The 23,777-nt window shown below is 56.5% G+C and carries 22 protein-coding genes; 2 read left to right on the top strand and 20 right to left on the bottom strand.

The features are described 5' to 3' along the window. Positions 1–100: 100 nt before the first annotated feature. The 12 genes from GT003_RS06550 to GT003_RS06495 form a co-directional block, all read right to left on the bottom strand. Positions 101–1,015 carry a phosphotransferase family protein gene (locus GT003_RS06550; RefSeq protein WP_161695676.1) on the bottom strand — a complete coding sequence of 305 codons (915 nt, stop codon included), beginning with the start codon at positions 1,013–1,015 and terminating at the stop codon, positions 101–103. A gap of 89 nt (positions 1,016–1,104) precedes the next feature. After that, the gene (locus tag GT003_RS06545) at positions 1,105–2,244 is read right to left on the bottom strand and encodes an acyltransferase family protein (RefSeq protein WP_161695674.1); all 1,140 of its coding nucleotides are present in this window, start codon (positions 2,242–2,244) and stop codon (positions 1,105–1,107) included. Positions 2,245–2,257: 13 nt separating this feature from the next. Then, complete coding sequence (locus tag GT003_RS06540; protein WP_161695672.1) at positions 2,258–3,019, bottom strand: DeoR/GlpR family DNA-binding transcription regulator; 762 nt, start codon at positions 3,017–3,019, stop codon at positions 2,258–2,260. Positions 3,020–3,056: 37 nt separating this feature from the next. After that, positions 3,057–3,518: a hypothetical protein gene (locus tag GT003_RS06535; protein ID WP_161695670.1), complete on the bottom strand. Its 462-nt coding sequence runs from the start codon at positions 3,516–3,518 to the stop codon at positions 3,057–3,059. Next, positions 3,493–3,900: a hypothetical protein gene (locus GT003_RS06530; protein WP_161695668.1), complete on the bottom strand. Its 408-nt coding sequence runs from the start codon at positions 3,898–3,900 to the stop codon at positions 3,493–3,495. The genes GT003_RS06535 and GT003_RS06530 overlap by 26 nt, the downstream gene beginning before the upstream one ends. After that, positions 3,897–4,916, bottom strand: coding sequence for an ABC transporter ATP-binding protein (locus GT003_RS06525; RefSeq protein ID WP_161695666.1), 1,020 nt, complete (start codon positions 4,914–4,916; stop codon positions 3,897–3,899). The genes GT003_RS06530 and GT003_RS06525 overlap by 4 nt, the downstream gene beginning before the upstream one ends. Before the next feature lie 21 nt (positions 4,917–4,937). Further along, positions 4,938–5,951, bottom strand: coding sequence for an ABC transporter ATP-binding protein (locus GT003_RS06520; RefSeq protein WP_338045939.1), 1,014 nt, complete (start codon positions 5,949–5,951; stop codon positions 4,938–4,940). A gap of 81 nt (positions 5,952–6,032) precedes the next feature. Further along, on the bottom strand, positions 6,033–7,190 hold the full coding sequence (locus tag GT003_RS06515) for an ABC transporter permease (RefSeq protein ID WP_161695664.1): 1,158 nt from the start codon (positions 7,188–7,190) through the stop codon (positions 6,033–6,035). After that, positions 7,187–8,185, bottom strand: coding sequence for an ABC transporter permease (locus tag GT003_RS06510; protein ID WP_161695662.1), 999 nt, complete (start codon positions 8,183–8,185; stop codon positions 7,187–7,189). The genes GT003_RS06515 and GT003_RS06510 overlap by 4 nt, the downstream gene beginning before the upstream one ends. Before the next feature lie 120 nt (positions 8,186–8,305). Continuing rightward, the gene (locus GT003_RS06505) at positions 8,306–10,318 is read right to left on the bottom strand and encodes an ABC transporter substrate-binding protein (RefSeq protein ID WP_161695660.1); all 2,013 of its coding nucleotides are present in this window, start codon (positions 10,316–10,318) and stop codon (positions 8,306–8,308) included. Between the two features lie 214 nt (positions 10,319–10,532). Beyond that, positions 10,533–11,402 carry a helix-turn-helix domain-containing protein gene (locus GT003_RS06500; RefSeq protein WP_161695658.1) on the bottom strand — a complete coding sequence of 290 codons (870 nt, stop codon included), beginning with the start codon at positions 11,400–11,402 and terminating at the stop codon, positions 10,533–10,535. 371 nt (positions 11,403–11,773) lie between these two features. Then, on the bottom strand, positions 11,774–12,535 hold the full coding sequence (locus tag GT003_RS06495; protein ID WP_161695656.1) for an SDR family oxidoreductase: 762 nt from the start codon (positions 12,533–12,535) through the stop codon (positions 11,774–11,776). Positions 12,536–12,815: 280 nt separating this feature from the next. Between GT003_RS06495 and GT003_RS06490 the strand changes: the two genes are divergently transcribed. Further along, positions 12,816–13,394, top strand: coding sequence for a TetR/AcrR family transcriptional regulator (locus tag GT003_RS06490; protein WP_161695654.1), 579 nt, complete (start codon positions 12,816–12,818; stop codon positions 13,392–13,394). Positions 13,395–13,568: 174 nt separating this feature from the next. On the opposite strand, the gene GT003_RS06485 is transcribed toward GT003_RS06490, so the two are convergent. The 4 genes from GT003_RS06485 to GT003_RS06470 form a co-directional block, all read right to left on the bottom strand. Continuing rightward, positions 13,569–14,204 (bottom strand): succinate dehydrogenase cytochrome b558 subunit, encoded by a 636-nt coding sequence (locus GT003_RS06485; protein ID WP_161695652.1) that lies wholly within the window; start codon positions 14,202–14,204, stop codon positions 13,569–13,571. 211 nt (positions 14,205–14,415) lie between these two features. Continuing rightward, on the bottom strand, positions 14,416–14,889 hold the full coding sequence (locus GT003_RS06480; RefSeq protein WP_161695650.1) for a carboxymuconolactone decarboxylase family protein: 474 nt from the start codon (positions 14,887–14,889) through the stop codon (positions 14,416–14,418). Between the two features lie 102 nt (positions 14,890–14,991). Next, positions 14,992–16,257 (bottom strand): MFS transporter, encoded by a 1,266-nt coding sequence (locus GT003_RS06475; protein WP_161695648.1) that lies wholly within the window; start codon positions 16,255–16,257, stop codon positions 14,992–14,994. A gap of 259 nt (positions 16,258–16,516) precedes the next feature. Continuing rightward, a complete protein-coding gene (locus GT003_RS06470) occupies positions 16,517–16,978 on the bottom strand; it encodes a MarR family winged helix-turn-helix transcriptional regulator (RefSeq protein ID WP_239565859.1) in 462 nt (153 codons plus the stop codon). A gap of 271 nt (positions 16,979–17,249) precedes the next feature. Between GT003_RS06470 and GT003_RS06465 the strand changes: the two genes are divergently transcribed. Further along, complete coding sequence (locus GT003_RS06465) at positions 17,250–17,954, top strand: phytanoyl-CoA dioxygenase family protein (RefSeq protein WP_161695644.1); 705 nt, start codon at positions 17,250–17,252, stop codon at positions 17,952–17,954. Between the two features lie 140 nt (positions 17,955–18,094). On the opposite strand, the gene GT003_RS06460 is transcribed toward GT003_RS06465, so the two are convergent. The 4 genes from GT003_RS06460 to GT003_RS06445 form a co-directional block, all read right to left on the bottom strand. Then, a complete protein-coding gene (locus GT003_RS06460) occupies positions 18,095–18,946 on the bottom strand; it encodes a helix-turn-helix transcriptional regulator (protein WP_161695642.1) in 852 nt (283 codons plus the stop codon). Positions 18,947–19,191: 245 nt separating this feature from the next. Continuing rightward, on the bottom strand, positions 19,192–19,413 hold the full coding sequence (locus tag GT003_RS06455) for a hypothetical protein (protein ID WP_161695640.1): 222 nt from the start codon (positions 19,411–19,413) through the stop codon (positions 19,192–19,194). A 326-nt stretch (positions 19,414–19,739) separates the two neighbouring features. Further along, positions 19,740–22,019, bottom strand: coding sequence for a glycoside hydrolase family 95 protein (locus GT003_RS06450; protein ID WP_204798910.1), 2,280 nt, complete (start codon positions 22,017–22,019; stop codon positions 19,740–19,742). 210 nt (positions 22,020–22,229) lie between these two features. Beyond that, positions 22,230–23,621, bottom strand: a complete 1,392-nt coding sequence (locus GT003_RS06445) for an AraC family transcriptional regulator (protein WP_161695636.1) — start codon at positions 23,619–23,621, stop codon at positions 22,230–22,232. Between the last annotated feature and the right edge of the window lie 156 nt (positions 23,622–23,777).

The following is a 23,777-nucleotide window of genomic DNA, read 5'->3' as shown; positions in this document are numbered from 1 at the left end:
TGATCTTATTATAACCAGAACACGCGTTCGTTATGCAACAGGGAATTCATGCTTTTTTTGGAGCTTCTGCCACGCTGCTCGCGGATTCGCCCGCCTCGGTTCAGTTCGCTAACGAGAATAGAAATTTCCTCATATTCCGGTAGGCATCGTCCCAGCCCATCTTCGCGAAGAATCGGAGTCCGTCCAATCCCTTGAAATAGCAGGCGCCGATCATCCGCTCATTGAAGTCCGGTATGTAAATGCCCAATCGCTCGTTGTGCTCCCTGTAGGCTTGCACGACATCCAATTCCCCCGACATGAGCTTCAAGGTGGCCAGGTCGACGAGAAAATCGCCATAGGCGAAGTTGCCGTCGATGATCCCGGTGATCCGCCGGCCGTCCGATAGAATATTCCAAGGGGACACGTCGCCATGGACGAAATGCCGATGCGGTTCATTGAAGGCCGCGTAGGCCAGCAGCCGTTCATAACACTCCGCGGCCACGTCCTTCTCCAAGGCGGGGATCTCGAGCCATCCCTCCCAGAAGCCGGTCTGCTCTTCGGAGAAGAATGCTTCGACATAGGCCTTCCACGTCGGATAGGTTCCCATCCCGTCAGGCTTGATCCAGCCATAGCCGCCGGTCTCTCCCAGTTCGATACGGTTCATCGCGGTCAGCATGCCGATGAGCTCCGGAAGCTGGTCGGCTTGCTCCGTTGCGGTGCAGTCGACGAGATTATGGCCGGGTATTCTCTCCAGGATCGAATATGCCCGGATGCCCGACTTCCCTTGCCCCACGCATCTCGGGAAAGGAATGCCATGCTTCCGGAGCAGCTCCGAGACGTACGCTTCCGTCTCGTACGCGTGCTCCAGCTCGCTGAACTTAATGATATATTCCTTGCCTTGCAGCTCGAACGAGAAGACGCTGCTCAAATTCCCGCCGCTCACGGGCGTTATCGCAGCCGCGCCTTCTCCGAGGTGATGGCCGATCGCGCTTTCGATTTCGGCGGCTGCGATCAGCGGTTTCACATGCGCGGTCATGGTCTGTTCTCCTCCTTCATCCCCGGTACGTCAATCCATTCTCGTGAAATACGTCAATCCAATCTCATACGTCAATCAAGTCTAACGGATCAATCGAGCTTAAGCGGTTCATTGCCCCGAGCGGCCGGTGCATGCGCCGCGGGACGCTTTGATTTCTTCGTGAGGAGATCCCGTAATTTCATGATCGGCACCTCGAAATAACGATGGACGACGAACGTAAACGCGATCAGCACAATGAGCGCGAATAGAAGCAAATACAAGCTGTGAGCGACGCTTGCGGTCGTATTTTCCTTGCTGAACCAGACGAACAGATTCCAATGGAACAAGTAGTAGCCATAACTCTGCGCGCTGACGAACCCGATGAAGCCGCGCAAATTCGGCAGCCGCTCCATGCGCGGAATATGGGTTTCGGCTGCCGCGATCAGCAGGGCGATCAGGAGCGATACCACGCTGAACAGCAGCGTCCGGCCGAACCAGGAATGATCCATCGTTTGCTCCGCAATCCCATTATAAACCAAATACCCGCCGAAATAAGCGAGCCCTAAGACCCCGATCGGCAAGGCCCATTTGCCGGCCAGGTATTTTCGGTACAATGCCGCATGGTACGTCTTGACCCCTGCAAGCAGGACGCCGAACACGAGACTGTCGAGACGCAGCGGGATTTGCTTGCGAACCCCGTAATCCCACAACGGCTGATTGTGATGAACTTCGATCATCCTCAGAACGGGGAAAAACAGGATGAGCAGCGCCGAGATCGCGAAGAAAGCCGCAGGTTTATGGCGGAATTTGCCTGCCAGCAGCAGCGGAACCGGAATCAGCAGGTAGAACCACTCCTCGATCGACAGACTCCAGGAGATCGGCAGGAAGGACAGATGACCCTCGTCGAAATTTTGCAGGAAGAACAGGTTCGTCGGATTCATATGGCGGTTGAAGAACAAGTAGGTCGTCGCGACCGCGAGCAAATAGAGCGGCAGCGTTCGGAACCAGCGGCGCACGTAGAAGGTGCCCAGCCGGGCCAGGGACCCTCGCTCCACGACTTCCTGCAGCAAGATGCGGCCGATCAGAAAACCGCTCAGGACGAAAAACAATTCCACGCCCAAGTACCCCGTCACGTAGTTGAGCGGATTGAAATCATGGTACGGCATGAAGAAGAAACCGAGCCCATGGCAGAACAAGACGAGCAGAATTGCGCTGCTCCGGATGAGGTCCAATCCGGCATTACGTTCCATGACCCACGCTCCTTCACTCCGACAGCTGAATGACGTTGATGGACCGGCGCCGCAGCTGCTGCACGTATTCGGCCGGCGTATGCGCATCCGTGATGAGGTGGTCGATCCGTTCCCAGCCGGTAATCGTCGTAAAGGCCTGCGTATTGAACTTGCTGTAGTCGGCCAGCAAGTAAACATGCTCCGCCATCCCGACCATCTTCCGTTTCACCCTGGCCTGCAGCTCGTTGGACTCGGAGATCCCGCGTTCCATATGAACGCCCTTGCAGGATATGAACGCTTTGTCCACGTAATACTCTTCCAGCGACTGCTCCGCCAAGGGGCCGACGAAGGACAGCGAGTTCGGAACGAGCGTGCCGCCGGTGCTGATGACGACGACATTCTTCTTCTCGCTGAGCACGAACGCGACCTTCAGCGAATTCGTCACTACCGTCAGCGGGATGTCGGGCAGCTGCGAGGCCAGATGCCAGGCCGTCGTGCTTGCATCCAGCACGATCCGCTCGTTGGGTTCGACGTACGCCGCGGCTTCCGTGGAGATATACTTCTTCTCCGCGACATGAACCGTCTCGCGGAGCAAATAAGGGGTTTCCGTCTGCGGCCCGATGCGGATCGCGCCGCCATAACTGCGAAGCAGGCGGCCCTCGCCTTCCAGCCGGTCCAGATCGCGGCGAATCGTTTCCTCCGTCACCTTGCACAATTGACTAAGCTCGGCAACGCGGATACTGCCTTTCTCGTTTACCAACCTTAGAATGTACTGGTACCTTTCCGCGACGAGCATGATCTTCCCCCCTTGCCTAAGCTTGGTTCCTAACGGCTCATTGGTCTGAGGGAACCGCCCTCTTCGCAAGAGCGATGGATACCAGGAACAGCGCCAGCGCGCAGATGCCTTCCGCGGCGGCCAGGAGCCAGGCTTCCGTCAGGTTCTTCTTCTCGTCGATGGCGAACACGATCAGCTCGCACCCGAACAATACCGCCAACTGGATGGCGAACAGCTTCGTGAACGACACCCACAGCTTGCCCGCGAGCGCCCGCATCTTCAAGAAATGCTGGCAATAATACACGAACGCGAGCCAGACGATCCCGAGCACGATGAACGTTCCGTATTCGACGGCCTGCCACGCATACGGATCTACCCCGTAATACGACAGCAGATCGATGACCACCCCGCGCATCGACAGCCAATCGAAGATGCCGATGAACGAGAGAACGACGGTCAGGGCAACGGATAGAAATCCGGCTGCGGTCTGTCTTCTATGCTCCTGCAGCAATGGATCCATTCTGCACCTCTTCGCTCCACTCGCGAGCAGCTTGCCGAAGATTGCGCAGCATGGACTGGCGCGTCTCCTCGTTCTCGACGAGATTGGTTTTCTTTACATAAGCCGATAATCGGCGGAGCTTCCTCAAGTAGCTGCGGGCAGCCGCCCGCCGCGCGCTGCGGAGCGCCCTGTCGTCGCCCTTCTCATAGAGGCGGATCATCTTCTTGGCATGCTTCAGCGACCAGCGCTCCGGGATCATGCCGGTCGACGCGATGTGCTCGAGATCGCGGTGCTTCTCTCCGAATATCTTGTCGAGCATGAGGCGCATATACCAGATGGAAGCGACCATGATCAGCGTCAGGCACGCCATGAAGACGAGCAGAATCAACGCAATCGCCGTCATTGGGCAACCGCCCCCTGCAGCTGCAGCTCGCCAGCAAAATGGCAGGCTGAATAATGGCCTTCCCCGACCTGCTTCCATTCGGGCGCTTGGCTCTTGCAGATGTCCTGCGCATACGGACAACGCGGATGGAAATAGCAGCCGGAAGGCGGATTCGCCGGATTGGCGACCTCGCCGGCCAGAATGATCCGATTCGATTTCTTGCGCGGATCGGGCACCGGCTTGGCGGACAACAGCGCTTCCGTATACGGGTGCTGCGGATTGCGGAACAATTCCTTCGTCGCCGCCGTTTCGACCATCTTGCCGACATACATCACGCCGACCCGGTTGGAGATATGCTGGATCACGCCAAGATCATGCGAGATAAACAGATAGCTGAGATGCAATTTCTCCTGCAAATCCTGCAGCAGATTAATGATTTGGGCCTGCACGGACACGTCGAGCGCCGACACCGCCTCGTCGCACACGATGAATTTGGGATTCGTCGCGAGCGCTCTCGCAATCCCGATCCGCTGGCGCTGCCCGCCGCTGAACGCATGCGGATAACGCTCGAGATGCCGGCTGTTCAATCCGACCATCTCCATCAGTTCCTTGACGCGTTCCTTGAGCGCCTCACCCCGGGCCAAGCCGTTGCAGATCAGCGGCTCCGCGATAATGTTGAGCACCGTCATCCGCGGATTGAGCGAGGAATACGGGTCTTGGAAGATCAGCTGCATATCGCGGCGAATCGCCCGCAGGTCATGGTTGTTCAGCTTCAAGACGTCCTTGACCTGACCTTGCCGGTCCTGGAATAACGCGGTGCCCGAGGTCGGCTCGATCGCCCGCAGGACGCAGCGCCCGAGCGTCGTCTTGCCGCAGCCCGACTCCCCGACCAGACCGAGCGTCTCGCCGGGCCGAATCTGAATATGGACATCGTCGACGGCTCTCACGAAGCCGACGGTTTTCTTCATGAAGCCCTGCTTGATCGGAAAATACTTCTTCATCGATCGCACGTCCAACACGAACTCCTGTTGCGTCATGGCTCAGCCTCCGCTTCGGATTTAGACCTCATCCACCAATAAACAGCGGACGGAATGACCCGCCGTCACTTCGACGAGCGGCACGTCTTCCACGTTGCACACGCCGTCCTTCGCCAGCTTGCAGCGCGTGTAGAAGCCGCAGCCCTTCGGCAAATTCATCGGAAACGGCACCGTTCCCTCGATCGACTCGAGCCGCTTGCTCTCCCGCATCACCGAAGGGATGGAGTTGAGAAGCGCCTTCGTATACGGATGCTTCGGATGATGGAAGAGCGTATCGACGTCGGTGTATTCGACGACCTTGCCCAAGTACATGACGGCCACGTCGTCGGACATCTCCGCGATGACGCCGAGATCATGCGTAATGAAGATGACGGACGTATCATGGCTCGACTTCAAGTCGTTGATCAGCTGCAGCACCTGGGCCTGCACCGTCACGTCCAGCGCCGTCGTCGGCTCGTCGGCGATGAGAATGGACGGGCTGCAGGAGAGTGCCATCGCGATCATCGCCCGTTGGCGCATTCCGCCGGAGAGCTGATGCGGATACTCGCTCATCCGCTGCTCCGGGTTCGACATCCCGACCTTCTTCAAGATCTCGACGCCGATCCGGTAGGCCTCGTCTTGATCGTCCGTCGTATGAAGCAGGATCGCCTCCATGATTTGATTGCCGATGGTGTGAATCGGGGAGAACGCCTTCATCGGTTCCTGGAAGATCATCGCGATCTCGGCGCCGCGGATATCCCGAATTTCTTTGCCCCGGGCATCGAGCTTAGCGAGATCGACGACCTCGAGCGAGCCGTCCTTCTTCTTGCGGGTCAGCCGGATCTCGCCCTGCACCTCGCCCGGCTTCGGAACGATGCGCAGCAGCGCCTGCGAAGTCACGCTTTTGCCGCAGCCGCTTTCGCCGACGATGCCCAGCGTCTTGCCGCGTTTAATCCGCAGGTCGACGCCGTCGACGGCTTTCAGCAGCCCTTCATCCAATCGAAACTGCACCTTGACGTCCTTCATTTCCAATATGACGTTCTCTTGCTGCGACACGGGAACTCCCCCTAAAAGTTTTGTCGTATATTTTGCCGGAATCTAGCGAAATAGGAGCAAAACGACTTCGGAAGCGTACGCTTATTTGTATGGATCTGCTGCATCCCGAAGCCCGTCTCCGAGAAAATTGAACATGAGCACGGTCAGCATGATGAAAGCAGCCGGCCAAAGCAGCCACGGATGATGCGCGAGCGTCTCCAGGTTCTGCGCATCCTGCAGCAGCACGCCCCATGATACAGCAGGCGCCTGCAGTCCGATGCCGAGGAAGCTCAAGGACGTTTCCCCAAGAATGGTGGCGGGAATCGACAGCGTCACGTTGACGATGATGTAGCTGGCGAAGGAAGGGAGCAGGTGTTTCCGAATGATGCGCAGATCGCCCGCGCCCGCAAGACGGGCCGCCATCGTGAAGTCTTCCTCGCGCAGCGATAGGATCTTGCCGCGCACGACGCGGGCAAGCCCGGTCCAGCCGATGATCGAGAAGATGATGATCAGGCCGAAATACATCTGGGTCGCCGACCATTCTCGCGGCACCGCCGCCGATAGCGCCATCCACAGCGGGATCGTCGGGATGCAGATCAGGAAATCGATGATCCGCTGAATGATCGTGTCGGAGACGCCGCCGAGGTAGCCGGAAACACCGCCCAGCAGCAGTCCGATAAACAGCGTCAGCACGATCCCTACGAGGCCGAACGATAAAGAGATGCGCCCGCCGTAGATGATGCGCGAGAACAAATCATGTCCGAGCTGGTCCGTCCCCATCAGGAACAAAGCCCCGTCGGGATTGTTCACGCCGAACAGATGGATGCTCGAAGGGATGACGCCCCACAGCTTGTAAGGCTCGCCTTTGGCGAAGAATTGAATCGGATATTTCTTCGTCTTGTCTTCGCTGAAGGTCCGCAGGAACGTTTCCTCGTCGATCTTCTCCTTCATGCCGTAGACGAACGGGCGAAGCTGGAACCCGGATTCCGCATCCACGAAGTGGATCTTCTGCGGCGGCGCGTTCTTGTACGCGGTGAAGCGCGTAGCGGACAGATTGGGCGATACGAACTCGCTGAACAGCGCGATCAAGTACATGAGAATGAGAACGACCGCCGATATGACCGCCAGCTTATGCTTCTTGAACTTCCACCACATCAGCTGCCATTGCGAGGCGACTTCCATGCTCGGTTGATCGGTCTTCTTCTTCCGTCTGGTCCGCGGCCGGCGCAGTTGGTTGATGACCGTCGTTAGCCCGCTCATTCACCGACACCCCCGAAGCGGATTCGCGGATCGATCGCCGCCAGCAGAATATCCGACAAGAGCGTTCCGAGCACGGTGATGACGCTGGTCACCAGGATGAAGCTGCCGCATAGATACATATCCTGCGTCATCAGCGCCTTGAGCAGCATCGGCCCCGTCGTCTGCAGGTTAAGCACGATCGAGACGATTACCTCCCCCGATATGAGCGCCGGCAGCGTCCACCCGATCGTACTGATGAGCGGGTTGATCGCCATCCGAACGGGATACTTGAAGAGCAGCCTGCCTTCCGAGACTCCCTTGGCCCTCGCGGTGATGACGTACTGCTTCGACAATTCGTCGAGCAGCATGCCCCGCGTGATGCGGATGAGCGAAGCGGCCGATGCCATCCCGATGACGATGACGGGCAGGATCATCCGGGGCAGCATATCCAGCACCTTCGCCAGCGTCCACGGCGCATCGACGTATTCCGGCGAGAACAGCCCCGTGATCGAGACGCCGGTTTCGATGAAGATGAAATAGACGAGCACGAGCGCGATGAGGAAGCCCGGCACCGCCACGCCGATGAACCCGATAAACGTGAATACGTAGTCCAGAATCGAATATTGGTGCGTAGCCGAATAGATGCCGATCGGAATCGCGACGAGCCATACGAAGACGAGCGAGATCAGCGAGATCGCCACCGTCAGCCCGAGCCGCGGCCAGATGACATCGGCAACCGGCATGTTGAATTGGAACGAACGGCCCATATTGCCGTGCAGCACCATATCCTTGATCCAGTAGACGTACTGGACGATCATCGATTTATCCAAGCCGTATTCCTGCTTCAAATTCAAGATGGCGCTCTCCGACACGTCATTGCCCGACAGCTTCAGCTGCTGGATATAGTTGGTCAGAAAATCGCCCGGGGGCAGCTGTATGATGACGAACACGATAATGCTGATCGCGACCAGCAGCGGGATCAGCTGCAGCAGGCGATAGGAGATATAATTAAGCATGCGGTTCCCTCCTCCGAATCAGGGTAAATCGGCGTTGCCGTCTTTGGCGGAACTCCGAAGCCCAGCCGCCCGGAGAAACGGCGCGGCTGGGCCCTGCGAGCTGCCGGTTAGCCGGCTTCCTTACTTCTTGAAGAAGAATTGCTCGCCGCTGAAGTCGGTTCCGATCGCGAAGCTGCTGTCGGTCGGGATGTTGCCCAGCTTGTCGTTCACGATCAGCGGCTGTTTCACTTCGCTCAGCGGGATCATGTAATACACGTTGTCTTTCATCATTTGCTTCACTTCTTCGATCAGGCGCTTGGCGTCATCCGGTTTCGAAGCCATCGCTTCGTCGATCTTCGCGTACAGCTTCTTGACGTCTTCCGGCGGCTCCTTGCCGTTCTTGCCCGAGCTCGAATGCCATTGATCCCATACCGGCGCCCATTGACCCTGTCCCCAGTCGCCCATGTACCAGAGCGGCGTGTGCGTCCAGATGACGGTGGCCTGCAGGTCGTTCGCGGTTTGCCGCTGACCCCACAGCGTTTGGTCGATCGTCTTCATCGTGACGTTCAGGCCCAGCGCTCTCCACATTTCCGAGATCAGCTGGGTGTACGGTACGATATCCGGCGCCTGCGCGCCGACTTCGAACGGAATGGTGAATACTTTGCCGTCCGGACCCAATCGTTTGCCGTCGGCATTCTTCTTCATGCCCATGTCGTCGAGAAGCTGGTTCGCTTGATCGAGATCGAACGTCGGATCTTCGATGCTGCCAGGCTGCGCGAAGCCGTAATAGATCGTGTCGATCAGCTCTTGGCGGTCGATGGCCATGTTGAGCGCTTTGCGGAAGCGGACATCCTGGACGACCTTCTGCCACGTCGGGTTATCGTACGTCAGATTGAGGAAGATATCGGTCGGCGTGACGTGCATATTGTTCAGCACCGCCTTGTACCCGTTCTTCTCGTTCTCTTTGTACAGCGGCATCTTCACGAGGGCTGCCGATTCCCGCGAGAAGTCGACTTCGCCGGCAATCGTCTTGAGGCTGACCATCTCGATGTCGTTGACGAGCGTGCTTTCGATCTTGTCGATGTAGGGCAGCTGGTTGCCGGCCGTATCGACCTTGAAGTAGTACGGGTTACGTTCGTACGTCGTCATGCTCTGCGTGGCTTTCGTAATGACCCACGGATAGAGCACGGGGAAGCCGACCGCTTCCGAATGGTTCAGCTTCCAGTTCGTAATATCCTTGAAGTTGAACAGATTGACCCACTCGCCCGGTTTGAACCCGGCTTCCTTGATTGCAGGCTCGATCGTCGCAAGCGGCGTGTACTTCGTGTGGAATTGCTTCAGATAGTGAGCGGGCTTGAGCAGCTCCGTATATCCGCGCCAGCCTTGAATCGCCAAGCGGATCAAGAGACCGCCGTACGGCCGATCGAACGTCAGTTTGAAGTTGTAGTCATCCAAGACTTCCAGCTTCATCGGAGCGCCTTCGGCCACGCCGCCGGAACGAAGGTACAGCGGGAAGATCGGCGTCAGCTCCGGATTCATGAGCACGTCCTCGACCGTGAAGCGGATATCCTCCGTCGTCACGGGCTCGCCGTCGGACCATTTCAGTCCTTTGCGCATTTGAAACGATATCGACATCTGGTCGTCGCTGAGCAAATAATCCTTCAGGACGTTCCCGGTGATTTTCTCGCCGAGAATACTCGGCGTATTGAGCAGCGGTTCGTTGTCCATGACGAATACGTCCGCATCCCAGTTCGCCACGGATGTCACCGTGCGGAGCGTGCCGCCGTAGGAGCCGATTTCGTACTTCAGCTGATTCTCGTCCATCTCGTTCGTAATCTTGTAATCGGCGGGCAGGCGGTCTTTCACGTCCGGCAGGTTCTTTCCGTCCAGGGCGGCGGACTGATGAAATTCGCCGATCTGCCCATCCGCCGCGCTCGCTGCGCCGTCGTTCGCGTTCCCGGACTTCGCCGGTTCGTTTGCATCGTTCTTGGCCGTGTTCGCATCGTTCGATGAAGAGGAATCAGACTTGTTGTCCGTGTTCGACGAGGTCGATTTGGAATTGGAATTCGATCCGTCATCGCAAGCGGTTAGAGCGGCGGTCAAAATGAGAGCGGTTACAAGAACTGCTGCCAGAAACCTTCTCCTTACCTTCATGCACAACCCTCCAACGTTTTTGTTTGTTTGTCTTTGAGTTTTTTGGACTCACCATCATTATTATGTGGGATGCCAAACAATTCAACGGCAAAGGGACAACAAGCAAAGATCGTCTACTCCGTGACAAGAACGGCGAACTTTCGACCGCGGACAAACAAAAAAAGTCCCAAATGGGACTTTTCGACAAGACTCCGGACGACGAGTACGCAGCGGTTCATAAACGTGACGCTTGTTCTCTCAGCTGCTGCGGCGTAATCCCGTAGTACTGCTTAAACAACCTGTAAAATTGCGATTTATCGGCATAACCGACGCTTCTGCCGATCGTAACGACGCATTCGCCGGATTCGAGCAGCAGGCGCTTCGCCTCGCGAAGACGAACGCCCTGCACGTATTCCGTAAACGTATAACCGCAGCAGGCTTTGAACGTCTTGCTGATGTACTGCGGCGAATAATAGCTTTCTTTGGCCAAGTCCCGAAGCGTGATCGGCGAAGCATAGTGCTGCTCGATATAGGATAGAAGCTTGGGCAGCAATTCCTGGAAATCGACTCCCGTTTCCTGTTCGAAATTGTCCTGCATTTTGCGGAAGGCGGAAGCCAGCAGCAGCATCGTATAGCCGCACAGCATGGCGCAATAGCCGATTTTCTTGGATACATACTCGTTATACATCGATTCGAGAAGCGCCTCCAGCTCCAGGAGCGACCGGCCTTGAAACCGGATGTGGTGGAACGAACGCTGCAAGGCTTGCCGGAATTCTTGGAACAACCGCTGCGAGAAAAAGCCTTGGTTCGGCTCGAGCGAGGATAAGTGTTCGTTCAACAAGTCAGGCACAATGCAAATATTCATGTAATGCATGTCCTGCCCGGCATAGAAGGAATGGCGGTCCCCGACGTTCATCCACAATAAATCGCCGCGCCTGACGTTGTAGCTTTGATCGTTGATACGGTGAATGCCGGAACCGTGCAGGATATAGACAAGCTCGACAAAACTGTGGGTATGCTCGGGCTCATGCTCGTGGTTGGCTATTTTCCATAGAGCTACTTTCTCATCTTGGCGTACGCAATCAGCTGCTTGATAGGTATGCACCTCATCACCCTCCAACATTATGAGAATATGCGCTTCAGCGTCCCCACCTTTTGTAAGCGTTTTCTTTATGTTCTATAATAAGCTTCTGCACGGAAAAAAATGTTCCTTCTTTTCGATATGCATATCAGTCACGTTTTTATTTATCATACCTCGACAATTCCCGCGCGGTGAATTTCGTCAAGTTTTGCTGCACCTCCAGCGATCCGCTGAAGTACTTACTCGATCCGCCCAGGCAGTTACAGCATGTGCAGCGTTGTCGTTGAGGCTCGGCTGAGAACAATCCGCGCATACTAGAAGATGGCCCCTGATCGGATCAGAGGCCATCTCGAGTCGCACGACGAATCGTCGCTGCCCTATTCAATTCGTTTGGCTTACCAAGGCAGCTGATTGTCCAAGTAGAAGAATTGGCCGGACGGGCCGTCATCGGGCAGCGTAGCCAGCATCACGCTGGTCTTGCTGCTCTCCGACACGTCGAGATCGGCGAATTTGCCGCCGATTTCTGTTCTCACCCAGCCCGGGTGAGCGGAGTTGACTTTAATCGGCGTGTCCCTGAGCTCGTGCGCAAGATGGATCGTGAACATATTCACGGCCGCTTTGGACGCGTCGTAGGCAAAGACCTTCACGCCGTAAATCTGAGCCGAGGGATCGGCATGCAGCGACAGCGAGCCCAGCACGCTGGAGAGATTGACGATTCGGCCCGCGGGCGCCCGGCGGATCAACGGCAGCAGAAGCTGCGTCAATTCGACAAGCGTGAAGAAATTCGCGTCGAAGGTCTCGCGCAGGATGGCGGGCGGCACGGTGCTAGTCTCGTTCATCGGCATCAGATGCTCGACTTCTTTTTGCACGCCGGCGTTGTTGATCAAGATATCGAGCTTGCCGTGCCGTTGTTCAAAATAGTCGAAAGCCGCCTGACGGTCTTCGGCCCGCAGCACGTCGAATTGGATGCTCTCCGCGCGAATACCCTCGGATGCGAGGGATTCCGCCGCGGCCTTGCCCTTCTCCGCATCGCGCGACCCGATGACGACTTGAGCGCCGAGCTTGCCCAGATCGCGTGCGGTTTGCAGGCCGATACCGCGGTTCCCTCCGGTGATGAAAGCGACTTTCCCTTCGAGATTCCCATGGAATGTTGTCATTATAATTGCTCCTTCGCTGTGTATTTGGAATGAATGGAATGGCTAATCCAGGCGGACATGCATCCCGCGACGAGCGGAATGCCGGTTTTTCGCCATCGTGCGAGCAGTCGGCCGATCGGTGCCGATGACTGCCGATTTATTTGAGAACGACCATTCTAATTATCCGCAAACCCATCATACCCTATTGAGAACGATCAGTAAAGAATTATTTTCGTCGGCTTGCCGAATTATTTACCGATTGTTCTCATTATGATAAGATCAAACCGAAGGGGGCCGTACTATGGCTAGAACGAAGGAATTCGAAGAAGATGCCGTCCTGCTGAAGGCCATGCGGCTGTTCTGGGAGCAGGGCTACGAGAAAACGTCGATCAATGATCTTGTCGAACATATGGGCATTCATCGCCGAAGCCTGTACGATACGTTCGGCGATAAGCATAAACTCTATCTCATGGCCATCCATCGTTACGGCGATCTGGCCAACAGCCAACTAGGCCCGGGCATCCGCGACGCTACCGCCAAGCAGGCCATCGATTTTATATTCGACTTCGTCATCCGCGGCATGGGCGAAGACAGCCCTGCGGGCTGCATGCTCGTGAATATGGCGGTAGAGCTGGCTTCCCGGGATCCCGAGGCTGAAACGTTCGTAAACGAAAGCTTCGCCGAATGGGAACACGTCATCGCGGACGTCGTTCGCAAGGGGCAGCAGACCGGCGAGTTCACGTCGAAGCACGACGCGGCGATTCTCGCCGAGAGCCTGCACGCCAGCCTGCTCGGTCTTCGCGTGCTTACTCGTAGTATGGCCGGCAAAGAAAAGCTTTATCGCATCGCCGATGTCGCAAAAGGCATATTGGAACCCTAATCCGCGCAGCTGCGGCCATACGAAGAAACCCGCGTCATGGACGCGGGTTTCTCTTTGTTTCGTGCTTGCTTGCGGCAGCCGTAGGGCAGCCGTTAGTCAGCGCATGGAAGAAGATTACGCTGCGTTTCCCCAGTCCCCGCGCTTTCGCGGATCCGATGATGACCGCATTCCTTTCTATGCGCTGAATTCTTCCCCGGTAAACGCAACGAGCGACAGAATGAACAGCAGGGAAACGACCGCGAATATCCCCATGCAGACATAAGAAGAGATTTTCTGCGATCGCGGCGAGATCGTCACGCCCCAGCTGATCAGGAACGCCCAGAGACCGTTGCTGAAGTGGAAAACAGCCGACAAGACGCCGATGACATAAAGAATGAAGTACGCCGGATTCGAGGCAATCCGATGCATCGTCGAACCAAGATCCTCGTGCGTGATCGTACCCATGTACACTTGAAGCCGCGTGTTGAAGAAATGCCAGAACACGAAAATAAACGTCACGACGCCCGTCATGCGCTGCAAAATAAACGCCCAGTTGCGGCCGTACGCGTATTGCCCGGCGTTCATATTGGACCGGTAGGCCATGTACAAGCCATAAACGCCATGGAATAGGATCGGCAAATAGATCCCTAAAATCTCCAGCAGCGGCTTAAGCGGCAGACTGTTAATGAATTTCACGTAGGTCGCGAACCCTTCCGGCCCGCGTTCGAACGCCTGAAAGTTGATCGATACGTGCACGAGAATGAATCCCCCGAGAGGAATGACGCCGAACAGCGAGTGAAGCTTGCGCCAGTAATAGGCATTACCTTTCATGGTATGCTGCTCCTTTCTAAGATGACTGATCACTAGTTAAACGATCTAGGGCGCCAATGTGTGACAGCAGGTGCCGCGCTCGCTGCTCGGCATTCGTTTTGTAGTTAGCGAGCCGGCTTGCCCCAAGCCCCGCAGGTCATGAACCGCAATGCAAAAAAGGCCGCGAATTACGCGGCCCCATGGAGGAATGCTATTCTTGTCGCCAGATTCATCACATCGGCCAAGTGCTTGCTTCATTTCGCGTCGAACGCCCCGATTCCGTCTTGAAGCCGATGTTTATGCGGTCCCATCCGTTGACGGAAACGATCAGGAAGCTCAAGTCCGCGATCTCTTGTTCGGACAGCTCCTCGCGTACGCGATCATAGACTTCGTCAGGCACGCCTTGATCGGGCAGACGGGTCAGGATGTCGGTCCATGTCAGCGCGGCGCGTTCGCGCGGCGTAAACAGCGCAGATTCCCGCCAACCGGCAATCTGATCGAGGCGCTGTTCGTTCTCGCCATAGATCGCAGCTTGCTTGACGTGCATGTCCAGGCAGAAATCACAGCCGTTCAATTGCGAAATTCGGATCGAAACGAGATGGAGAATGCCCTCCTCAATCGAGCTTTTACCCAGCGCGTTGGTAAAGGCCAAAAATTTCTTGAAAAGATCCGGCGATCGTTGGGCGAAATTGATGCGTTGCGTCATCACAGTGCCTCTCTTTCCTGGAATCGTTATCTTAAAATTACCGAACAACTCCAGATATAACGACGCTGCGATCGATTTTGTGACAAACGGATTCTGTCGTCCTTATGCCCGCGCCGCTGCGGCTTGCTTCGCGATCCGAAGCGCCATGAGCGCCGCCAGGAGGCAGATGAACCCCGCCGTCACGAATATCGACGTATACGTGCCGGTCCATTGCCGTACCAATCCTGCCCCGTAGGCAGCGGTCGACGCGCCGATCTGATGAAAGACGACGACCCAGCCGAACACCATGGCCGCGCGTTCCTTGCCGAACGTTTGCGCGGCGAGCTTGACCGTCGGCGGCACGGTCGCGATCCAATCCAGACCGTAGAAAACGGAGAAGACGACGAGCATCGCAGGCGTCGCATCGAACGCATACGGCAGGAAGAGCAAGGACAGCCCTCGCAGGCCGTAGTACCAGAAGAGCAGCTTGCGCGCGTCGAACCGGTCCGTGAACCAGCCCGACATGGTCGTGCCGACGAGATCGAAGATGCCCATGAACGCGAGCAGCCCTGCGGCCGTCACTTCCTGAATGCCATGGTCGCCGCAAGCGGCAATCAGATGCGTGCCGATCAGGCCGTTCGTCGAGAAGCCGCAGAAGAAGAACGTGCCGGCCAGCAGCCAGAACGTGCCGCTCTTCATGGCATCGCGGAGCGTGAGGAGCGGCATCAGGAAGATGCTGCCCCGGAACGGCTCCGGCTTCGTCGGCGTGCTCTCTCCGTACGCGGCCGCGCCAACGTCATAGGGGTGGTTGCGCATGAAGACCGCAACGACGACAAGCAGCGCTAACGCGACGGCTGCAGACACGTAAGCGGCGTGCCGCCAGCCTTCATGCACCGTGATGCGCGCAAGGATCGGCAGAAACAGCAGCTGCCCGGTGGCGGCGCTGGCGGTCAGCATGCCGACGACCAAGCCTCTGCGCTTTACGAACCAGCGGCTCGCGACGGTCACGCCGAGCACGTTCGCCATCATGCCCGTTGCGAGGCCGGATACGATCCCCCAGAGCAGCTGGTACTGCCACAGACTCGTCATCTGCGGCGTCAGCACGAGCGAGGCCGCCAGCACGGCCAGCGAGATGACCATCATTCTGCGGATGCCGAACTTCGCCAGCAGCGCAGCCGAGAAAGGTCCAACCAGCCCGTAGAGGAAGATACCGACCGAGATGACGCCGGATATGCTGCTTCTATCCCATCCGAACTCCGTTTCGAACGGCACCATCAATATGCTCGACATCGACCGGATGCCGGCGGTTACAAGCAATGCAAGAAAAGCCACGAACACGACAATCCAGCCGTAATAAAACCGGGATGCCGTAGGAACGGATGATTTCATGGATGTACACCTGCCTCGTTTTGGATTTGCGATTTGCGATGCTCGGTAAGAGACAACGCGTATTTATATTTTGTATGTACAACTAATATAAAACTGAGACATTGACTTTGTCAATCCCCATCTTCGGAACGTTCTTTTTGCCCGGGACGTCGTCGTTGGCCATTTGCTCCGCAAGGCGCGGACGGCATAACAAACCCGGCATTGCCATGCAATGCCGGGCTTAGGTTTCGATCAGAACATGATCATGGCAGCACGTCGGTCAGTGTTCTTCGAGCAGCGCGCTCGACTTCTCGATCTCGGCCGACAGCATGACCGCCGCCGCTTGGCCGATCAGCTCCTCGTACGCCGCTTTGAACGATTTGGAGGCGTCGCGAATTTGATTCTCCAGCGCCAACCCCTTCTCCGTCGGGTATACGAGCACGGTCTTTCCTTGCACTTTTCGTTCGACAAGCTTCTTCGTTTCCAATTTATCGATAAACCGCGTCAGCGTCGAAGGCGTAATATACAGCTTCTCCGCGAGCAGTTTCTGCGTGATTCCCGGCGAGCCGTTCACGATTCGGATCAAATACCCGTACATCGGCGAGAGCCCCGTCTGGGCGAAATGCTCTTCGGCCAGCTTCGTGACGGCGCGGCTCAGCCGGTTGGCGTTGAAGAACAGGCAATTTCGAAGGAACGACTCGTCAGCCTGTCCGCCCGGAGCGTCTAGCATCGGATTATCCATCATGCATCCCCCTTGTTCGTTCGGTGTACATACAACTTAGGTATAACGCAAAGAATGCGGGATGTCAAATGCTCGCACCCCATTCCGCTGCACCTGAATGCGGATGAATATAAGCATTAGCCCGATTATCCGCTCAGCGACGAAGCTTTTCGCGCGTGCCGGCCGCCCGTGAACAAAATTGCTATTTCCCAAGGCATAAGCCGCAAGATCGGCCGGCGTCGCCGCCTTATACTGGAGCAGAAATCTCAACGTAAACGGAGGCGTACGAAACATGGCAAACGCAGCGGCGTTTCAATTAACGGAAGAGCTAATCGAGCAATTTTACAGAGAAGGGTATTTCTACGCGCCGGGCTTTCTTCGCCCGGAAACGGTCGAGGCGCTCAACAAGGAGAACGAGAGGTTTGCGAACGGGCCGGGGGACGGCCAATGGCGAAGCCGGGGAATCAGCCTCCAAGACGATCAAGCCGAGTATCCCGTCACGATCGCCATGCTGACCGATCCTCGTATCGTCGGCATCCTGGAGCGCATCCTCGGAGACAAGGTGCGGCTGTGGCTCGGAATGTTCGCTGTCGTGGAACCGCACGGCACCGGCCTCGAATGGCATCAGGACAATCAGTATACGCATGTGCTGGGCCATATGCTGAACGGCTTTATCGCTCTCGATGCCATCAACGAGTCCAACGCCGGCCTGTGGCTGGCGCCGGGCTCCCACCTTCTCGGCCGGCAGCCCGACCTGAACGGGCCGGGGCACGCGCATCGGCGCGCCGCGGAACCGGCGAACGCCATGCCTTGCCGTCCGATGTCTCCGGGCGATGCCGTCTTCTTCCATCGGGAGACGCTGCATCACAGCAAGCAAAACCATACCGATCGTCCGCGCCGGGCCTTCGCCTTCCAAGCGGGAGCGGCCAGCTGCCGCTATGCGCGGACCGGGAAGCCGATCGACGACAGGGCGATGCTGTCCGGCCTGCGGACCTAGCCGTTCCTTGCCGAACGGCGCCCGCCCGGAAGATCGAAGAGCCTTGCGCTCCCGCATGGGAGGCGCAAGGCTCTTTTTTTAAACATGGGAGGCCCAAGGTTCTTCTTCTTTTATGTACGCCCGGTTTCCAGATCTCCGTATCAGACTTGCTCCGGCACGCGGCTTCCATGTTTGCGGAATTGGCGCGGCGTGATGCCGTAGAATGCTTTGAAGCGATTATTGAAGTAGCTGGAGGAGCCGAAACCGCAGTCATGGGCGATCCGCACGATGGGGTCATCCGTCATGCGCAGCCGATGGCTGGCATGCTGCAGACGCAGCCGGATCAGGAAATCGTGCGGAGTTACCCCCGTCAATTCTTTGAATTTGCCATAAAACCGAGTCTTCCCGCAGCCCGACAGCCGTATCGCTTCCTCCATATCGGCCTCGTCCGTTCCGCAAGCGATCATGTACTCGACCGAACGAACGATATCGGCGGCATCCATGCCGTTCCCCGGCTGCATCGACTCGTACGCTTCATAGAACCGGTGCAGCTGGACGAGAATCTGAAGCAGCGCCGTAAATTGCTGCAGCTCCCAGGCCGGCTGACGAGTCTTCTCCTCTTCCACCAGCGTAAGCGCCAGCCTTCCGATCTCCTGGGCCTGCGGCGAATCGGCCGGGATAAGCGGGGGCACGTCCATGCGATAGAACGGCAGCAGCAGCTTGCTGCCGCCCGGCAGCTGAGCGGCGACAGCCGGCGAGAATAGCAGCATGATCCAGCGTGCCGGCTCGTTCCCTTCCTGGATCAGGTTCCAATGCGGCTCGTAGGGACGAAACAAGAACACGTCCCCGGGCACGGCGTCATAATTGCCGCCGAGCAGCGTGCAGCGAATGCTGTTCTCCAGCGGAATGTTGATTTCCAGCGCGTCATGGGTGTGCAGCTCATGCTCCGTCAGCGACGCGATCTTCTCCTCGGCCATGAAGCCGTGTTCAAGCCGGATATCCGTATAATTCATCTCGTCCCGCCTTCGGTCGGAGCGCCTCTGCGGCACGTGCCCGGTCATGGCATGTCTGCCACGCAAGGCATTCGCCGCCTGTCAGCCTCTGTATCGTCAACATAAGGATGTATGGATTCGTCTTCTCATGATCAATCTACCATTAGAAGATCGATCCTAGCAATCCTTTATCGCATCGATGACGACTGGCGACATTAAACCGAGGGCTCGCGGTTTCGCATCCGCGGGACCTATCTCGATAACCGCTAATGTCTGTCAGCATACACTTCCATTTCCGTTTCCTGAGGGTTCGCGACCTCTTCCGTCACGAACAAGTCATTCAACGAACTAAGCGACCCATCCTTTTCCACCTGATACACGTCGAGCTTCTCGCCGACGACGTTCATCTCGATACAACAATTCCAACAGAAATACTGATGAGGACCGATCTTTCCGATATCGATCGAGCTGCAGTTGATGCATTTCATGGATAAAAACTCCTTTCATAACGCTTGGTATACTACTAGAGTTGCCGAATTGCGGCTCGTATAAACGATAACGCTCACAAAATGTTGCTAGATTTTAAGACGATAAAAAATATAAAGAAAAGGCAGCCGCTTTCGGCTGCCATTTTCCATTTAATCGCCTGTATTCCGAGCAGCAAATACAATCAAGCTAAGAAGCTTAACCAAGGGCCGCATGCCCGCTCTCAACATAACAGCCTGCCGGATATAGAACCGGCAGGCTGTGAGTCGATATGATTTAGGTCGGTTCACGGCAAAGCTGATCAGGATATGCGTCAAACGCATTCCATTCATGACTTGGACGCGACGAGTTCCTCGAAAGGGAACGATGACGCAAGGCTTTGCCCAGCCTCCATGAACTTCTCAATGATGTTCTCTCCAATCCCCCGGATGCGGCAGATTCCGGTTTGTGCCGCGTAGATGACGATGCGCTGCAGCCGTCCTTGCGCCCAGGCCATGTCAACCGTGTAACCGCCTCGAGCCCGAAGGCCGCGCACATGCCCGTCTCCCCAAGCAGCCGGCCAGGCGGGAAGCAGATCGAGCACGCCCGAATGGCTTTGCAGCAGCATTTCCGCGATGCCTGCCGTGCCGCCGAAATTCCCGTCGATCTGGAACGGCGGATGATTATCCAGCAGGTTCGGTAGCGTGGAATGGCTAAGCAGCGCTTTCACGTTCTCGCGGGCCTTGTCCGCATCCCTCAGGCGCGCCCAGAAGTTGATGATCCAGGCTCGGCTCCATCCGGTATGTCCGCCGCCGTGAGCCAGCCGCCTCTCGAGGGTGACCCGAGCGGCCGCCGCCAGCTCCGGCGTCTTCTCCGGCGTGAACTGCTCTCCGGGATACAATCCGAACAAGTGGGAGATGTGCCGATGCCCAGGCTCCGCTTCTTCGTAATCTTCCATCCACTCCTGAATCTGGCCGTGTCTGCCGATCGCCGGTTGCGGGAGCCTGCTCATGGCGATTGCCACCTCCCCGGTAAACGCCTCGTCGATCCCAAGGATGCCGGCGCTTTGCATGCAAGCGTTGAACAAGGCGCGAATGATTTGGAAGTCCATCGAAGCTCCCGCGCATAATACCTCGGCTTTGCCGCTATCGAGCAAGTAAGCGTTCTCCGGGGATATCGAAGGACAAGTGATCAGCTGCCCGTCCTCCCCTTCAATGAGGTAATCCAGCAAAAATCGGGCCGCTTCTTTCATTGTCGGATAAGCCTGAGCCAGAAACGCCTCGTCTCTGCCGAAGTCGTAATGGTCCCAAAGATGAAGACACAGCCAAGCGGCCCCAAGCGGCCAGAACGTCGATGGCGGCCACCCATCCTGAGGAGCCGTATCCGCCCATAGATCCGTGTTATGATGTGCGGTAAACCCGCGGCACCCGTACATGATCGCCGCCGTCGTTCTTCCCGGCTCCCGCATTCGCTCGATCAATTCGAACAAAGGAAGGTGACACTCCGCCAAATTGCAATTTTCGGCAAGCCAGTAATTCATTTGCGTATTGATATTGATCGTAAACTTACTGTCCCATGGCGGCAAGAAGTGGGGATTCCAGATTCCCTGAAGATTCGCCGGCAGCGTCCCCGGACGACTTGACGAGATAAGAAGATAACGCCCGAATTGAAAGTATAAGGACACCAGTCCCGGATCTTCTTGTCCATGTCGGTAATCAGCCAATCTCTCGTCCGTTGCTAACTCGTCCCGGTCCTTATTCGGGCCCTCGAGTTCCAGCTCCACGCGCGCGAAGCAAGAACGATAATCCGCCATATGCCGACCGAGCAGTTCAGCGTACGGCTTCCGCGCTGCCCGATCGATGACGGCTTTGCAGGATCGCTCCGGATTAACCGAACGGAACGTCGTGTCGGCCGCGATAAGCAAGGTAACCTCCTCCGCCTGATCCACCAGAACATATTCCCCGACGGTGCGGCAGCTTCCGCCCTTTGCAACGGCCTTCAATACGGCGCGGAATGCGACCCCGTTCTCGCCTCCGCCCTCGCCCGACATGACCAATCCATCGGTTCCCCACGGTTCGATCCTGTCCACGTACCGCCACTGCTGGCGGTCCCATCTTGCGCGGAACGTCAGCTTCCCTGGCTGATCTGCCGTTAGCCGGACGACGATGACTTGATCTGGATAACTCGCGAACATTTCGCGGGTAAAGCGCACTCCATCCCGCCGATAGGAGACGGTCATTACGCCGCTCTCCAAATCCAACTCCCTGCTGTACGCCGAAGGGTCAGAACCGGATGAAGCGAAGCGAAGCTGCAGATCGCCCAGGGGCACATAATGCCGCTGCGTTTCAGGAATGCCCGTCAACGCCATGCAGGCCAGCTCCTCGGCTTTGCGAACCTTTCCGGCCAGTATCAGCTCCCTGATCTTAGGAAGATTCGGAAGCGCATCCCGATTGTTGCGATCCCTCGGTCCCCCGTACCACAAGGAATCCTCGTTCAATTGAAGTCGTTCGTTATTCGCGTCTCCGAACACCATCGCTCCCAACCGTCCGTTTCCAAGGGGCAGCGCTTCGTTCCAATCCTTGGCCGGCTGCTTGTACCAGAGCCTCTTGCGTCCTGCCGCCACGTTCATTTTATTCACCATCCATTCTGTAGGGTAGAACGCGATTGTACGATCGTCTTCGATCCTTCTTATGAAACAAAGGCTCCTCTTTCGAAGAGAAGCCTTTTTATCTCGTTTTGCTTGAATTCCAGGACAGACCGGTAGTTCACCTTAGTTATATCACCGCCGTAGCAAGGGAGAACAGGCAAGGAATTTATCATTTTTTGTACTTAGCTACGTTTAGTCGTTATCGCCCGGAATTCTAGAATGTTCCCGATAATTGAACGGACTCCTTCCTTCCAGCGATTTAAAGAGCCGACTAAAATAGGCTTGATCCGAATACCCGACCTCTTGGCATATTTGGTAAATTTTTAATCGCGTTTCGTTCAAGAGGCGTTTCGCGTGCTCCATCCGAATACGAGTCAGGTGCTGCGTGAAGGTCATGCCCGTCTCCGTTGTGAACAACGCGCTTAAATAGTTGGGGGAGACATCCAGCGACTCGGCCAGCAAGCCGAGCGAGAAGTCCTTGTTCGCGTATTCGGTTTCGAGCCGGTTCATCGCGAACCGGATAATTCGATTCACGAACTCTATCGTTCGACATTCCGAAGCCGGATCCAGTGAATCGGCCGAGAATGCCATCAGGCTCTGCTCGTACATGGAGCCGACCTCTCGCAAGTCCGAGGTTATGCCTCCGAAGCCCAAACGAAGATTAGGGTCCACATTCTTTTGCAGGCGCTTCTCCGCTTCCAGCATCTTCTGCTCAACGGGCGGGACCGATATTCGATCGGAGAACACGACGGCCGTCAACAATAGATCGTCGATAATCACGACCGAGCCCAGCGAGGACAAGACTTCCTCCAACAACGACCCGGCGGATGCCCGATGCCTATTATCCCAGTAAAGGGTATCCCGCCTGGAGATCGAACAGACGCTAATCCAGCGGTACGAGGGGAGCAGCGCTTCATAGATTTTCGACGCCTCCGCACCCAGCGTTCCGTAGAAGAGATCCTGCACGCGCTTTTCCATCAGCGTCTGCTCCCTCATCTTGACCGCCCCCAGCATCGTTCTCCTTTCCGCATCGCTAAACTCCCTGTCCACGAACCCGCTCCCGTCGCGAAGGAGCATTTCGCTTAGCGCCGTTATCAGGCTTAGGGCATTGGCTTTCATCCTGATTCGTTGATACGTGGAGGAAAGGCCCGACGGATTGGAAGCCTCTTCTATAAAATCGTCCAGCAGCGGCCGAAGCCGCACGGTCAGGTCAGAATGACCGGGATTCAACAAGTCCGTTAAATGATAGAAGGGCTCCATGATGAAGTGATCGTCTATGTTCAAGTGAAGGCAGAAAAAAGTCATGCCGTCTATCCCTTCGCACCTGCTGGCATGCTCCCGCCCTGGCGGTATAAGCAGTAAATCCCCGGGTCTCTGCACATATTCCTTGTCTCCAACCCGTGTCACTTGGGTACCCGCCAGCACCAGATTAAGCTCCAGGAGCGGGTGCTCGTGTTCGGCATACGACCAGCCTTGTCGAACGCTTCGCCAGTGAATGCCGTAAATCTGGAAGGAAAAATGAAGATTGGACATGGCATGCAGATCGACGACAAGCTCGCTGCCGGGTTCGAAAAATTCTCCCATACTCTTTTCTCCTAAAGATAAATATGACTTGATCTCACTTTATCAGTTTGTATTCGAGATGCAAATCCCGTCTTTTTTCCATTCCAGCAGGTCACCGGCTTCAAAATCAGACATCACGGCAAAAAAGATCACGGCCCGTACGGGCCGTGATCTTCC

The organism is Paenibacillus sacheonensis (assembly GCF_009909195.1).
Taxonomy (GTDB): Bacteria; Bacillota; Bacilli; order Paenibacillales; family Paenibacillaceae; genus Paenibacillus_Z; species Paenibacillus_Z sacheonensis.
The sequence above is the reverse complement of the archived record's forward strand: the minus strand, read 5'-3'. Positions and strand labels throughout refer to the sequence as shown.

Bases quoted from the DNA above. Each gene is read 5' to 3' on its own strand.
- GT003_RS06550 (WP_161695676.1), bottom strand. From the start codon at position 1,015: ATGACCGCGCATGTGAAACCGCTGATCGCAGCCGCCGAAATCGAAAGC.
- GT003_RS06545 (WP_161695674.1), bottom strand. From the start codon at position 2,244: ATGGAACGTAATGCCGGATTGGACCTCATCCGGAGCAGCGCAATTCTG.
- GT003_RS06540 (WP_161695672.1), bottom strand. From the start codon at position 3,019: ATGCTCGTCGCGGAAAGGTACCAGTACATTCTAAGGTTGGTAAACGAG.
- GT003_RS06535 (WP_161695670.1), bottom strand. From the start codon at position 3,518: ATGGATCCATTGCTGCAGGAGCATAGAAGACAGACCGCAGCCGGATTT.
- GT003_RS06530 (WP_161695668.1), bottom strand. From the start codon at position 3,900: ATGACGGCGATTGCGTTGATTCTGCTCGTCTTCATGGCGTGCCTGACG.
- GT003_RS06525 (WP_161695666.1), bottom strand. From the start codon at position 4,916: ATGACGCAACAGGAGTTCGTGTTGGACGTGCGATCGATGAAGAAGTAT.
- GT003_RS06515 (WP_161695664.1), bottom strand. From the start codon at position 7,190: ATGAGCGGGCTAACGACGGTCATCAACCAACTGCGCCGGCCGCGGACC.
- GT003_RS06510 (WP_161695662.1), bottom strand. From the start codon at position 8,185: ATGCTTAATTATATCTCCTATCGCCTGCTGCAGCTGATCCCGCTGCTG.
- GT003_RS06505 (WP_161695660.1), bottom strand. From the start codon at position 10,318: ATGAAGGTAAGGAGAAGGTTTCTGGCAGCAGTTCTTGTAACCGCTCTC.
- GT003_RS06495 (WP_161695656.1), bottom strand. From the start codon at position 12,535: ATGACAACATTCCATGGGAATCTCGAAGGGAAAGTCGCTTTCATCACC.
- GT003_RS06490 (WP_161695654.1), top strand. From the start codon at position 12,816: ATGGCTAGAACGAAGGAATTCGAAGAAGATGCCGTCCTGCTGAAGGCC.
- GT003_RS06485 (WP_161695652.1), bottom strand. From the start codon at position 14,204: ATGAAAGGTAATGCCTATTACTGGCGCAAGCTTCACTCGCTGTTCGGC.
- GT003_RS06480 (WP_161695650.1), bottom strand. From the start codon at position 14,889: ATGACGCAACGCATCAATTTCGCCCAACGATCGCCGGATCTTTTCAAG.
- GT003_RS06475 (WP_161695648.1), bottom strand. From the start codon at position 16,257: ATGAAATCATCCGTTCCTACGGCATCCCGGTTTTATTACGGCTGGATT.
- GT003_RS06470 (WP_239565859.1), bottom strand. From the start codon at position 16,978: ATGGATAATCCGATGCTAGACGCTCCGGGCGGACAGGCTGACGAGTCG.
- GT003_RS06465 (WP_161695644.1), top strand. From the start codon at position 17,250: ATGGCAAACGCAGCGGCGTTTCAATTAACGGAAGAGCTAATCGAGCAA.
- GT003_RS06460 (WP_161695642.1), bottom strand. From the start codon at position 18,946: ATGAATTATACGGATATCCGGCTTGAACACGGCTTCATGGCCGAGGAG.
- GT003_RS06455 (WP_161695640.1), bottom strand. From the start codon at position 19,413: ATGAAATGCATCAACTGCAGCTCGATCGATATCGGAAAGATCGGTCCT.
- GT003_RS06450 (WP_204798910.1), bottom strand. From the start codon at position 22,019: ATGAACGTGGCGGCAGGACGCAAGAGGCTCTGGTACAAGCAGCCGGCC.
- GT003_RS06445 (WP_161695636.1), bottom strand. From the start codon at position 23,621: ATGGGAGAATTTTTCGAACCCGGCAGCGAGCTTGTCGTCGATCTGCAT.